The sequence below is a fragment of the Microbacterium sp. 3J1 genome, assembly GCF_001049495.1.
Classification (GTDB): Bacteria; Actinomycetota; Actinomycetes; order Actinomycetales; family Microbacteriaceae; genus Microbacterium.
On record NZ_CDWI01000004.1, the window covers coordinates 20,064 to 32,963 of the forward strand.

Here is a 12,900-nt window from a genome sequence, read left to right on the forward strand (position 1 = left end):
GCCGGTCGCATCCGCCCCTCTCGGCCTGTCGTCCGCTCAGCCGATGCGGATGAGCTTCTTGTTGACGAACTCGTCGGCCGCGAGGTGGCCCAGCTCTCGGGCCGTGCCGCTGCGCTTGATGCCGCCGAAGGGCAGCTCCGGGCTGTCCGCCAGCACGAGGTTGACGTAGACCATGCCCGCCTCGATGCCGTCGGCGACGCGCTCCGCCTGCTCGGGGTCGGTCGTGTAGACGTACGAGCCGAGTCCGAACGTCGTGTCGTTCGCGAGGGCGACCGCGGCCTCCTCGTCGGCCACGCGGTAGACGACGGCCGCGGGGCCGAAGAGCTCCTCGCGGTAGACGTTCATCGCAGGGGTGACGTCGGCGAGAACGGTCGGTGCGAAGAACGCCCCGTCACGGGTGCCGCCGGTCAGCAGCGTCGCGCCCTGCTCGACGGCCTGGTCGATCTGCTTCTGCAGGTTCTCCGCGGCCGTCTCCGACGAGACCGGGCCGAGCACGGTGTCATCGAGCGTCGGATCGGTCGGCTGGACCGCTGCCATCGCCGCGGTGAACTTCTCGACGAACGCGTCGTAGAGGTCGTCGACGATGATGAAGCGCTTCGCCCCGTTGCACGCCTGCCCGTTGTTGTCGAGCCGCGCGTCGACACCCGCCTGCACGGTCGCGTCGAGATCGTCGGTCGAGAGCACGATGAACGGGTCGGACCCACCGAGCTCCAGCGCCACCTTCTTGAGGTGACGGCCGGCGACCTCGGCCACCGCGGCGCCGGCGCGCTCGGAGCCGGTGAGCGACACTCCCTGCACGCGCGGGTCGGCGATCATCGCGGCGATCTGCTCGTTCGTCGCGAGGACGTTCTGGTACGCGCCCGGCGGGAATCCGGCCTCGTCGTAGATCGCGGCGATCGCGGTCGAGGACTCCGGGCACTGCGGCGCCGGCTTCAGCAGGATCGTGTTGCCCACGATGAGGTTCGGCGCTGCGAAGCGCACGATCTGGTATGCCGGGAAGTTCCACGGCATGATCCCGACGAGCGGTCCCAGCGAGGAGCGGCGGATGATGGCCGACCCCTCTCCGAGGATCGCGATCGGCTGGTCGGCCATGATGGCCTCGGCCTGGTCGGCGTAGTACTCGGCGATGTCCGCCGCGAAGTCGACCTCCCCGAGCGCCGCCTCGCGCGGCTTGCCCATCTCCCGGACGAAGATGTCGGCGAGGGCTTCGCGGTGCTCGCGGTGCAGCTCCGCCACCCGTCTCACGAGCGCGGCGCGCTCGGCGACGGTCGACGAGCGCGACCACTGACGGTGCGCGGTGTCGGCCGCCGCGACGGCCTCCTCGATCTGCGCGTCGGTGAACGTGTCGAAGGACGCCAGCGTCTCTCCGGTGGCGGGGTTGATGACGGCGTAATCGGTCATGTTCTCTCCTCCTCTGAGCCGACCGGTCAGGAGACCGGGATCAGCGTGTACTTGGTGGACAGGTACTCGTGGATGCCCTCGAGTCCGCCCTCGCGCCCGACGCCCGACTGCTTGACGCCGCCGAAGGGTGCCGCGGCGTTGGAGACCACGCCCACGTTGAGTCCCATCATGCCCGTCTCGAGGCCGTCGATCATCCGCTGACCGCGCTGCAGGTTCTCGGTGAACACGTAAGAGACGAGGCCGTACTCGGTGTCGTTCGCGAGGCGCACGGCCTCCTCCTCGGTCTCGAACGTGGCGATCGCGAGCACCGGTCCGAAGATCTCCTCGCGGAGGATCGCGGAGCCGGCGACGACGTCGGTGAGCACGGTGGGCTCGTAGAACGTGCCCGTCCCCTCGACCGCCTTGCCACCCGCGAGCAGGGTGGCGCCGCGCTCGACGGCGTCATCGACCAGCTCGCCGGCCTTGGCCACCGCATCCGCATCGATGAGCGGTCCGATCGCGACGCCCTCTTCGGTGCCGCGGCCGATCTTCATGGCCTCGACACGCTCGGTGACGCGCTTGGCGAACTCGCCCGCGACGTCCTTGTGCACGATGAACCGGTTGGCCGCGGTGCACGCCTGGCCGATGTTGCGGAACTTGGCCGCGAGCGCGCCGTCGACCGCCTTGTCGAGGTCGGCGTCGTCGAACACGACGAACGGGGCGTTGCCGCCGAGCTCCATCGACACGCGCAGCACGCCCTCGGCGGCCTGGGCGATGAGCTTGCGGCCGACCTCGGTCGAGCCGGTGAACGACAGCTTGCGCAGGCGCGGGTCGGCGATGATCGGGGCCGAGAGCGCCGAGGACTTCGAGGTCTGCACGACGTTGACGACGCCGGCCGGGAGACCGGCCTTCTCGAGCAGCGACGTGAAGAACATCGTCGTCAGCGGAGTGAGTGCCGGCGGCTTGATGACCACGGTGCAGCCGGCTGCGAGAGCCGGGGCGATCTTGCGGGTCGCCATCGCGAACGGGAAGTTCCACGGCGTCACGAAGAACGAGGGGCCGACCGGGCGATGCGACACGACCATGTGGCCGGTGCCCTCGGGGTTGATGCCGTAGCGGCCGCTGATGCGCACCGCCTCCTCGCTGAACCACCGGAGGAACTCGCCGCCGTATCCGACCTCTCCCCGTGCCTCGGCGAGGGGCTTGCCCATCTCGAGGGTCATCAGCAGCGCGAGGTCCTCCTTGTGCTCCTGCACGAGGTCGAATGCCCGGCGCAGGATGTCGCTGCGGGTGCGCGGCGCGGTGGCCGCCCACGAGTCCTGCGCCGCGACGGCCGCATCCAGCGCGCGGATGCCGTCGGCCGGCGTGGCATCGGCGATCGTGCGGATGACGTCGCCGGTCGCGGGGTCCTTCACGTCGAACGTGCCGCCGGTCTCGCCGTCGATCCACTCGCCGCCGATGAAGAGGCCGGTGGGGATGCTGTCGAGCAGCGCCTGCTCTGTCTGAGTGCTCATGGAATCTCTTTCTCTGGGGGCGTTCGGCTGAGATGTCGGGGATCGCGGCGACGTGGTGTCAGCGGCGACGGAGGCTCGGCGGGGCGTCGGCGGTGAGGGTCTCGCCGCGGAAGAAGGCGGGGCGTACGATCGACTGCCAGATCATCACGACGATGCCGACCACGATGATGCCGACGCCGAGGACGAACACGAGGCCGAGGCCGCCGATGCTCGACCCGCTGCCGTAGGCCGGGTCCATCGAGTCGATCAGCGTGGTGACGAACAGCACCGCGAGGATCGCACCGCCGACGAGCGGGAACAGGAAGGTGAAGAAGAAGCTCCGCGCCGAGTCGAACCACTGCCGGCGGAAGTACCAGACGCACGCGAACGCGGTGAGGCCGTAGTAGAAGCAGATCATCATGCCGAGCGACAGGATCGTGTCGGTGAGGACGTTCTCGCTCACGAGGCGCATGACCGCGTAGAACACGGATGCCACCACGGCAGACACGATCGTCGAGTAGCCGGGTGTGAAGAAGCGCGGGCTGACCTTGGCGAACTTCTTCGGCAGTGCGCCGTAGTGGCCCATCGCGAGCAGCGTGCGGGCGGGGCCGACCGCGGTCGACTGCAGCGACGCGGCGGAGCTCGACAGCACGGCGAGCGAGACGAGGAAGGCGAGCGGCCCGAGGATCGGGTCGCTGAGGGCGAAGAAGACGTTCGCGGAGATGTCCTCGTTAGCGAGCCCGAGCGATCCGTCGCCGACGCCGGCGAACATGATGAGTCCGATCGCCAGCAGCAGGTACAGGCTCACGACGACCACGACCGTGACCATGGCGGCCCGACCGGGGGTCTTGGACGGGTCCTTCGTCTCCTCGTTCATGGTGAGGACGACGTCCCATCCCCAGAAGATGAAGATCGACAGGGAGAGCCCGGCGGCGAAGGCGCTGAACGTGGGGACCTCGAACGGGTTGAACCACGACCACGAGAACGCGGTGGGATCGGGCGCGTCGCCGGAGACCGCCTTGACGAGCGCGACGACGGCGAAGACGACGAGCACGATCACCTGGAATCCGACCAGGACGTACTGGAACTTCTGCGTGGTCTGCATGTCGCGGTACGACACCAGCGTCGCGCCGAGCATGAAGAGCAGACAGACGACCACGTTGATGATCGGATTGAAGGCCAGATCGGCGATGTCGGGGTTGCCGCTCAGCTGCGAGATCAGCAGGAAGAGGAACTCGACCGCGATGCCCGCCAGGTTGGACAGCACGATGACCGTGGCGGCGATGAGCCCCCACCCCGTCATCCAGCCGATCCACGGGCCGAACGCGCGCACGCCCCACGTGAACGACGTGCCGGAGTCGGGCATCTCGCGGTTGAGCTCGCGGTAGCCGAACGCCGTCAGCAGCATGGGGATGAAGCCGACGAGGATGATCGCGGGCACCTGGGTGCCGGCGACGGCGACCGTGGGACCGAGGGCCGCTGTGAAGGTGTAGGCGGGCGCGATCGTGGAGACGCCGATGACGACGGCGCCGACGACGCCGACCGCTCCCGCGCTCAGGCCCTTCTGGGAGATCCCGGTCGTCACACCGGATACGGGCTCCGTCGCCCGGTTCGTGCTGCTCATCAGCGGACTCCTGCTTCGGCGCGGGTGCGCGGGACGACGATCATGGGAACGGGCAGCTCGTGCAGCATCTTCGCCGCCGTGGAGCCCAGGAACAGACGGCGCGGCTGCGCCAGACGGCTCGATCCGACGAGGATGACCTCGCCGGGGAGCCAGGAGAGGTGGGCGACGGCGTCTTCGACGCTGTCGCCGGGAGCCTCCTCGACGACGGCCTCCGTGCCGTCGGGAAGCATCTCGGCCGCGACCGCGAGCACCTCCTGCGCGTGCTCGTCGCCGACCACGCGGATGGCGCCTGTGTCGAGCCCCGGAGGCACGTCGAACGGGACGAGCGAGACCAGGCGCAGGGAGACGCCGGCATCGCCCGCGACCGCCACACCTTCGTCGAGGAGATTGTCGGCGCCGGGGCGGGTGCCGACGGCGACGGTCACCCGCGGGAGGACGTGGTCGTCCTGCGAGGACGTCCCCGCCGGCGCGAGCGCGACCGGGATGGTCGAGGAGTGCACGAGCTCCGAGGCGACGCTGCCGAGGCGGTGGCGTCCGAAGATGCTGCCGTTGGCGGCGCCCACCACGATGAGCCGGGCGCCGAACTCCTCGCCCGCGGCGATGAGCCCCTCGGCGAAGGACTCTCCGAAACGCACATGACCGCTGCGGACCAGCTCCTGAGGCAGCCCGGAGACCGCCTCCTCGAGCCACTGCTTCGCCTGACGGCGGATGTGGTCCTCGTAGGCGCGCTCCGGCGGCACCGCCGCGCTGCGGGTGCCCTCGTTGGGGAGCACGATGACGAGGTGCAGCACCGCGCCGAGGCTCCGGGCGAGCCGGGCGCCCAGCGCCGCGGCATCCGCCCCCGAATCCGTCGCCGTGTAGCCGACGACGACCGACCCGGTCATCAGCCGGCCTCGACCGAGTCGCCGGCGCGCGTCGACTCCACGATGTTCGAGGCGGCCAGGTGGCCCATGCGGATCGCCCCGTCGACGTGCTGGTATCCCGCGCCCGCCATGTCGCTGCAGGCGAAGTGGATCGGTCCGACCGCCGAGCGCAGGTCGGCTCCGTAGCGGTGCAGACCGCCCATGTCGAAGCTCGCGGCGTACGCGCCGCGGGTCCACTCCTCCGTGCCCCAGTCGCTCTCGTAGTAGACGACCGGGTTCTTGGCCTCGGGGCCGTAGTAGTGCGAGAGCGATTCGAGGATGCGCTCCTTGCGCTCCTCGGCCGTCAGGGTGAACACGTCGTCGGCGTTCTGGTCGGACACGAAGCCGACGAGGGTGCCGCGCTCGTCGCCGTGGTTGGTGTTGTCGTACGCCTCGTGCGAGAGCTCGTACGGGCTGAACGCGGTGCCGCTCAGACCCTGCTCGCGCCAGAACGGGCGGTCGTAGACAGCGTGCACCTTGATGACGAAGCCCATCGACAGGTGCTGGTGCATCTGGTGCTGGCGGCGCGGGAGCGGCGGGACGAACGAGATGCGGTCGTAGAGCACCGGCGCGTGGGCGAGGATCGCGAAGCGCGCCCGGACGGTGAGGTCGTCGGTCGTCGCGGTGACGCCGTCGGCGCCCCATTCGAGCGAGCGCACCGGCTGGTTCAGGAAGACGTCGTCGCCGAGGCGCTCCGCGAGCAGGATCGGGACCTGCTGCAGGCCGCCCACGACGCGCTCGTCGAGGATGAAGTCGGCGTCGACGAGGTTCGAGTACGACCCGGCCGACGCGGCCATGAGCAGGGACTGCAGCAGCGAGAACGTGTGCGTCGGCTTGGTCAGCATCGCGGATCCGGTGGCGAACGCGAGGTTGCGCACGGCCTCGTCGTCGTCGGTCTGCACGCGGAGCCAGGCGTCCCAGGTGATCGAGTCCCATTCCTTGGCGAGAGGGTGCTCCCACGGACGGTCGGGGTCGATCTCGGCGACCATCGCGTCGAGGCGCTCGGTGATCTCGGCGATGACCGCCTCGGTCTCGGCGGACACGGGGAACATCTCGCCCGTGAAGCGGTGCACCTGCCCGTCGGGGCCGACGTACACGCTGTCACCCTCGCGGTAGCGGCTGTACGTCTCGAGCCCGAGCTCCTGGAGCGTGTCCTTCAGCGCGTCCTGATCGGGCGAGACCCACTGGCCGCCGATCTCGAGCATCGCGCCCTCGATGACGTCGGTCCACAGGCGACCCCCGACGCGGTCGCGGGCCTCCAGCACGGCGACCGACAGGCCGGCCTTGCGCAGGTCGTTCGCCGCGGTGAGTCCGGCGGCGCCGGCTCCGATGATCAGCACGTCGCGAGTGATCTCAGCCATGTGTATCTCCTTCTTTGGAAAAAAGTGCCGGCCGTGACTTGAAATCCCCCGATACGAGCCACGGCCGGACGTGTGGTGGCGGCCGCCGCGAGAGGCGGCCGCGGGTCAGCGGGCCGCCGAGGCGAGGGCGTCCGCGACGACGTCGAGGCCCTCGTTCAGCAGATCGTCGCCGATCGACAGCGGCGGGAGGAAGCGGATGACGTTGCCGTAGGTGCCGCACGTGAGGACGATGACGCCCTGTGCGATCGCCGCCTTGGCGACGGCGGCCGTGAGCGCGGCATCCGGGGCCTTGGTCTCGGGGTCGACGAACTCGGCGGCGATCATGGCGCCGTGGCCGCGGATGTCCCCGATGCGGGCATCCTTCTCCTGCATCGCGGCGAGGCGCCCGGTGAGGATCTCGCCGATCTCGCGGGCGCGCTCGATGACGCCGTCGTTCTCGAAGACGTCGATCGCGGCGAGCGCCGCGGCGCAGGCGATCGGGTTGCCGCCATAGGTGCCGCCGAGGCCGCCGGTGTGCGAGGCGTCCATGATCTCGGCGCGGCCGGTGACGGCGGCGAGCGGCAGACCGCCCGCGATGCCCTTGGCCGTCGTGATCAGGTCGGGCTCGATGCCGAAGATCTCGCTCGCGAACATGTGGCCGGTGCGGGCGAATCCGGTCTGCACCTCGTCGGCGATGAAGACGACGCCGTGGGCGCGGCACCACTCGACGATGGCCGGGAGGAAGCCGTCGGCCGGGACGATGAAACCGCCCTCGCCCTGGATGGGCTCGATGATCACGGCGGCGAGGTTGTCGGCGCCGATCTGCTTCTCGAGCTGCAGGATCACGCGGGCGGCGGCTTCGCGACCGTCGAGCCCGTCACGGAAGGGGTACGACATGGGCGCGCGGTACACCTCGGGCGCGAACGGGCCGAACCCGCTCTTGTACGGCATCGACTTGGCGGTGAGCGCCATGGTCAGGTTGGTGCGGCCGTGGTAGCCGTGGTCGAAGGCGACGACGGCCTGGCGACCGGTGTGCTTGCGCGCGATCTTGATCGCGTTCTCCACGGCCTCGGCGCCGGAGTTGAAGAGCGCGCTCTTCTTGGCGAAGTCGCCCGGCGTGATGCGGTTGAGCGCCTCGGCCACCTCGATGTACGACTCGTAGGGCGAGATCATGAAGCACGTGTGCGTGAACTGCGCGGCCTGCGCGGCGACGGCCGCGGCGATCTTCGGGTGGGAGTTGCCCACGGTCGTCACGGCGATGCCGGAGCCGAGGTCGATCAGCGAGTTGCCGTCGGCGTCCACGACCACTCCCCCGCCGGCGGCGACCGTGGCGACCGGGACGGTGTGGCCGACACCCGCGGGCACGGCCTGCGCCTTGCGGGCGAGGATCTCTGCCGAGCGGGGCCCGGGAAGCTCCGTGATCAGGCGTCGCTCCTGGGGGAGCTCGGGTCCGCCGAGGGGAACTGCAACAGCTGCGGTGTCGAGGAGTGCCATGCAGGCGAGCGTACGGCGGCCGACGGCATGCCTGCATTCACCGGACTGTACAATCTCATCGGGCACTTCGCCCGACCGTACATGTAGCCCGACGGGAGTGAGCGTGAACGCGGACGTCACGGAGGTACCGACCCTGCGCGCCCTCCTGCGCAGGCGCGACCTCGGACTCCGCCTCGTCTCGGCCGACGAGCTCCTGCCGGACGCCGCGCTCGACCGCCCGCTGCGCTGGGTACACAGCTCCGACCTCGCCGACCCCACGCCGTTCCTCGCCGAGGACCTCGCGCTGCTGACCACCGGAACCCAGTTCGACCGTGATTCGGACATCGAGGTCTACGTCGATCGTCTGGCCGATCGCGGGGTGCTCGGGCTCGGCTTCGGCACCGAGGTGCACCGGCCCGGAGTGCCCGACGAGCTCATCGAGGCGTGCGCACGGCGCGGGATGCCGCTGTTCGAGGTGCCGTACCGGACGCCGTTCATCGCGGTGGCCCGCGCGCACTCCGAGGCGATCGCCGCCCAGGCGTACGCCCGCCGTTCGTGGGCGCTGGACACCCAGCGGGCGCTCGCGCTCGCCGCCCTGCGTCCTCGCGGGCTCGACGCCACCGTCGCCGAGCTCGGCCGCCGGCTCGGCGTCTGGGCCGGGATGTACGACGCCTCCGGGGCCCTCGTTCACGCGCACCCGCGCGACGCCGTGAGCGCCTCCGTGCGGGCGGGGCTGGGCGATCGGGTCGCGGAGGTCCTCGCGCGCGGCCTCGAGACGGGCCAGTCCCTCGCCGTCGAGGAGCAGACGTTCATGCTGTTCACGGTGGGTCGCGGCGGCCAGCTGCGCGGGGTCATCGCCCTCGCGATCGACGCGCTCGACCCCGAGGCCCGCACCGTCGTGACCTCGGTCATCGCCATGGCCGGGCTGGCCCTCGAGCAGAGCGAGCAGCTCGCCCGCAGCCGCCGACGCCTGCACACGCAGCTGCTGGGATCACTGCTCGGCGACGATCCGTCGCTCGCACGGAGGGTGCTCGGCAGCCTCCCCCCGGCGCCCGTCATCGTGGCCGTGACCGGCGATGCCCCGACGGGCGCCCTCACGGACTGGTGGGAGCGTCGCCGCTCCGAGCACGGCACCGCCTCCTTCGTCGCCGAGTCCGACGAGGGGCTCACCATGTGCGTGTCGGCCGACGACGAGGCGCTGCTCGACGAGATCGCCCACCGCTTCGGCATCCGCATCGGAGCGTCGGGACCCGAGTCGTACGGGGTGTTCTCCCGCGCCCACGCCCAGGCCCTCACCGCGCTGCGCCAGAAGTCCGACGCGGGGGTGTCGCGGTACGCCGATGCGGTGGGGTCCAGCATCCTCAGCGCCCTGGCCACCGATGAGGCTCGACTCGTCGCCGAGTCACGCCTGGCGCCGCTGCGCGATCACGACGCCCGCGTCGGCGGCGATCTCGAGAGAACCCTGCGCACCTGGCTCGAGCACGACGCCAAGGCCGAGTCGGCCGCCGTCGCGCTCGGCGTGCACCGCCACACCCTGCGGTCGCGCATCGCCCAGGCCGGGATGCTGCTGGGCATCGACCTGTCGTCGTTCCCCGCCCGAGCGGAGCTGTGGACGCTGCTGCAGACGGCGAGAGACTAGGCGCGCCCGCCGGATGGCTGGCCGGCGTCCGCACGGCGGCCCGCCGGCGGGCGAGCGTCCAGCCGAACGGGTATCCGCCAGCCATCCGGCCCGCCTGTGGCGACGCGCTCAGCGCGGGGCGTGCGCTTCGAGGAACTCGTAGACGTCCGTCGTGTCCACACCGGGGAACGATCCGGTCGGCAGCGTCGCCAGCAGCGTGCGCGGGGTCTTCACGTTCGGCCAGGAGTTCTCGCGCCAGCGCCCCTCGAGCTCGGCGGGGGCCCGGCGACAGCACACCTCGACGGAGTGCTTCGACACTCCGCGGTGGGCGGTGTCGCGCCCGACGAACCACTTCGTGTCGTCGAAACGCACACCGACGCTGACCGAGTGCAGGCCTTCGCTCGACGCCTCCACTCGAGCAGTGCACCAGTAGGTGCCGTTGCCTGTGTCGGTGTACTGGTAGTACGGGTTGAATCGGTCGTCCTCGTCGAAGACGACCCTCGACGTCCACTTGCGGCAGCACATCTGCCCCTCGATCGCGCCGAGACGGTCGGTCGGGAAGTTCACGTCGTCGTTCTCGTACGCCTTCGTGATCGTCCCCGATTCGTGGACCTTGAGGAAGTGCACGGGTATGTCGAGGTGGCGGGTGGCGAGGTTCGTGAATCGGTGCGCGGCGGTCTCGTACGACACCGAGTACGCGTCGCGGAGATCCTCGATCGAGATCGCCCTGCGCGCCTTCGCATCCTTCAGCGCCGGCACGACGTGCGACTCGGGGATGAGCAGCGCCCCGGTGAGGTAGTTGGTCTCGACTCGCTGGCGCAGAAACTCCGCGTAGCTGCGCGGTTCGGCATGGCCGAGGATGCGACTGGACAACGCCTGCAGCACGGCGGTGCGCGCATCGCCCTTGGCCGGCACGCGACTCGACAGGTACAGACGGCCGTGGGCGAGATCCGCGACGCTGCGGGTCGTCTGCGGGAGGTCCGGGGCGTAGTGCAGCGTGAACCCGAGGTACGCCGCGATCTCCGAGGCGCTCCGCTGCGTGAGCGGGCCGCCCGGATGCCCCACCGCGTCGAGGATCTCGGCGGCCTTCGCCTCGAGTTCCGCGAAGTGGTTGTCCTGACGGCGCATCAGGTGGCGGAGCTCGACGTTCGCACGGCGCGCCTCTTCCGGGGTCGCCGCTCGCTCGTCCTTGAGCCTGTCGATCTCGCCGTGGAGCGCGAGCAGCGCCCTGAGGGCATCCGTGGGGACGCTCTTCGCGATGCGGAAGGGCTCGATGCCGAGAGCCCGGAAGGTCTGCCCCTTCATCGCCCGCTCGAGCGCGATCTCGATCGCGCTGCGCTCGTCGAGCGGCTCGCCCTCGAGAAGCGCGTCGATCGTGACGCCGAGCGCCCGTGCGATGGCCTGCAGCTGGGTGAGCTTCGGCTCCCGCTTGCCGGTCTCGATCATCGACATCTGACTCGGGGCCCGATCGACCGCGGCGGCGAGATCGTCGAGCGTCATCCCCCTCGCGGTGCGGAGCTGCCGGATCCGGCGCCCGATCGTCAGGGCGTCGGCATCCTGCGCCTCAGAGATCTGGCTCGTCGAAGGGCTCATGCGGCCGATTCTGTCACAGAAACAGAATTTCGACCGATCTTCACCCCTGAACCCGTCGGGATCGGTTCACTTCTTCACCCACAGTGGAACCACCAGCACCCGGCACCGCAGCCGGACCCACGGAGGAGACACCATGACGAACACCGCATCGAACCCCACCCCGCGTCCTGCCGGCATGCGCGCCGGTGACCAGGTTCAGACGGCCGCCGAGCTCCAGGAGATCTGGGACACGGATCCCCGCTGGGACGGCGTCGAGCGCACGTACTCCGCGGAGGACGTGCTCCGCATCCGCGGCTCGGTCCGCGAGGAGTCGACGCTCGCCCACCGCGGCGCCGAGAACCTGTGGAACCTCCTGCACACCGAGGACTACGTCCGGGCGCTCGGCGCCTACACCGGCGGCCAGGCCGTTCAGCAGGTGCGAGCGGGACTCAAGGCGATCTACCTCTCGGGCTGGCAGGTCGCCGCCGACGGCAACCTCGCGGGCCAGACCTACCCCGACCAGTCCCTGTACCCGGCGAACTCCGTTCCCGCCGTGGTCCGTCGCATCAACAACGCCCTGCTGCGCCAGGACCAGCTCGAGCACGCCGAGGGCGAGATCACCCGCGACTGGCTCGCGCCGATCGTGGCGGATGCCGAGGCCGGCTTCGGCGGCCCGCTGAACGCGTACGAACTCGCCCAGTCGCTGATCCAGGCGGGCGCAGCCGCCATCCACTGGGAGGACCAGCTCGCCAGCGAGAAGAAGTGCGGCCACCTGGGCGGCAAGGTGCTCGTGCCCACGCAGCAGCACATCCGCACGCTGAACGCGGCACGCCTCGCGGCCGACGTCGCCGGGGTGCCGACGGTCATCATCGCCCGGACGGACGCTCTCGCCGCCGATCTGCTCACGAGCGACGTCGACGAGCGCGACCAGCAGTTCACCACCGGCGAGCGCACCCCGGAGGGCTTCTACCGGATCCGCGCGGGCATCGAATCGGTCATCAGCCGCGGACTCGCGTTCGCCCCCTACGCCGACCTGCTCTGGGTCGAGACCGGAGAGCCGGACATCGAGCTCGCCCGCGAGTTCGCCGCCGCGATCCACGCCGAGTTCCCCGGCAAGATGCTCGCGTACAACTGCTCTCCGAGCTTCAACTGGAAGCGCCACCTGTCGGATGCCGAGATCGCGACATTCCAGCAGGAGCTGGCGGACCTGGGCTACAAGTTCCAGTTCATCACGCTGGCCGGCTTCCACGCCCTGAACCACTCGATGTTCGACCTCGCCCGCGGCTACGCCGAACGCGCCATGAGCGCGTACGTCGAGCTGCAGGAGGCCGAGTTCGCCGCCGAGGCGGACGGCTACACCGCCACCAAGCACCAGCGCGAGGCGGGCACCGGCTACTTCGACGTCATCTCCACCGCGCTCAACCCCGACAGCGCCACCCTGGCCCTCGCCGGCTCCACCGAAGCCGCGCAATTCCACTGATCCCCACGCCGCCTCCGA

Annotated in this window: 9 protein-coding genes; 2 read left to right on the plus strand and 7 right to left on the minus strand. The window is 70.3% G+C overall.

Annotation, left to right across the window (positions count from 1 at the left end; all coding sequences use genetic code 11):
* Window positions 1-36 precede the first annotated feature (36 nt).
* From BN2660_RS02035 to gabT, 6 genes are all read right to left on the minus strand, one after another.
* Window positions 37-1,401, minus strand: a complete 1,365-nt coding sequence (locus tag BN2660_RS02035; RefSeq protein ID WP_091226640.1) for an NAD-dependent succinate-semialdehyde dehydrogenase — start codon at window positions 1,399-1,401, stop codon at window positions 37-39.
* A 26-nt stretch (window positions 1,402-1,427) separates the two neighbouring features.
* Entirely contained in the window at window positions 1,428-2,894 is a 1,467-nt protein-coding gene (locus BN2660_RS02040; RefSeq protein WP_091226642.1) for an NAD-dependent succinate-semialdehyde dehydrogenase, read from the minus strand.
* Between the two features lie 58 nt (window positions 2,895-2,952).
* A complete protein-coding gene (locus BN2660_RS02045; protein ID WP_091226645.1) occupies window positions 2,953-4,497 on the minus strand; it encodes an APC family permease in 1,545 nt (514 codons plus the stop codon).
* Window positions 4,497-5,381: a universal stress protein gene (locus BN2660_RS02050; RefSeq protein WP_091226648.1), complete on the minus strand. Its 885-nt coding sequence runs from the start codon at window positions 5,379-5,381 to the stop codon at window positions 4,497-4,499. Before BN2660_RS02050 ends, BN2660_RS02045 begins: the two co-directional genes overlap by 1 nt.
* Window positions 5,381-6,760, minus strand: a complete 1,380-nt coding sequence (locus BN2660_RS02055; protein ID WP_091226651.1) for a flavin monoamine oxidase family protein — start codon at window positions 6,758-6,760, stop codon at window positions 5,381-5,383. Before BN2660_RS02055 ends, BN2660_RS02050 begins: the two co-directional genes overlap by 1 nt.
* A gap of 105 nt (window positions 6,761-6,865) precedes the next feature.
* A complete protein-coding gene (gabT, locus tag BN2660_RS02060; protein WP_091226653.1) occupies window positions 6,866-8,233 on the minus strand; it encodes a 4-aminobutyrate--2-oxoglutarate transaminase in 1,368 nt (455 codons plus the stop codon).
* A 97-nt stretch (window positions 8,234-8,330) separates the two neighbouring features.
* Between gabT and BN2660_RS02065 the strand changes: the two genes are divergently transcribed.
* Window positions 8,331-9,851 (plus strand): PucR family transcriptional regulator, encoded by a 1,521-nt coding sequence (locus BN2660_RS02065; protein WP_255304989.1) that lies wholly within the window; start codon window positions 8,331-8,333, stop codon window positions 9,849-9,851.
* 108 nt (window positions 9,852-9,959) lie between these two features.
* Here the strand turns inward: BN2660_RS02065 and BN2660_RS02070 are convergent, their stop codons facing one another.
* Complete coding sequence (locus BN2660_RS02070) at window positions 9,960-11,423, minus strand: helix-turn-helix domain-containing protein (protein WP_091226658.1); 1,464 nt, start codon at window positions 11,421-11,423, stop codon at window positions 9,960-9,962.
* Window positions 11,424-11,556: 133 nt separating this feature from the next.
* Between BN2660_RS02070 and aceA the strand changes: the two genes are divergently transcribed.
* A complete protein-coding gene (gene aceA, locus BN2660_RS02075) occupies window positions 11,557-12,882 on the plus strand; it encodes an isocitrate lyase (RefSeq protein ID WP_091226660.1) in 1,326 nt (441 codons plus the stop codon).
* Window positions 12,883-12,900 lie beyond the last annotated feature (18 nt).

What these genes read in the sequence shown, in the direction of transcription:
- BN2660_RS02070 (WP_091226658.1), bottom strand. Translation starts at nt 11,423, where the DNA reads ATGAGCCCTTCGACGAGCCAGATCTCTGAGGCGCAGGATGCCGACGCC.
- BN2660_RS02035 (WP_091226640.1), bottom strand. Translation starts at nt 1,401, where the DNA reads ATGACCGATTACGCCGTCATCAACCCCGCCACCGGAGAGACGCTGGCG.
- BN2660_RS02055 (WP_091226651.1), bottom strand. Translation starts at nt 6,760, where the DNA reads ATGGCTGAGATCACTCGCGACGTGCTGATCATCGGAGCCGGCGCCGCC.
- BN2660_RS02050 (WP_091226648.1), bottom strand. Translation starts at nt 5,381, where the DNA reads ATGACCGGGTCGGTCGTCGTCGGCTACACGGCGACGGATTCGGGGGCG.
- BN2660_RS02040 (WP_091226642.1), bottom strand. Translation starts at nt 2,894, where the DNA reads ATGAGCACTCAGACAGAGCAGGCGCTGCTCGACAGCATCCCCACCGGC.
- aceA (WP_091226660.1), top strand. Translation starts at nt 11,557, where the DNA reads ATGACGAACACCGCATCGAACCCCACCCCGCGTCCTGCCGGCATGCGC.
- gabT (WP_091226653.1), bottom strand. Translation starts at nt 8,233, where the DNA reads ATGGCACTCCTCGACACCGCAGCTGTTGCAGTTCCCCTCGGCGGACCC.
- BN2660_RS02045 (WP_091226645.1), bottom strand. Translation starts at nt 4,497, where the DNA reads ATGAGCAGCACGAACCGGGCGACGGAGCCCGTATCCGGTGTGACGACC.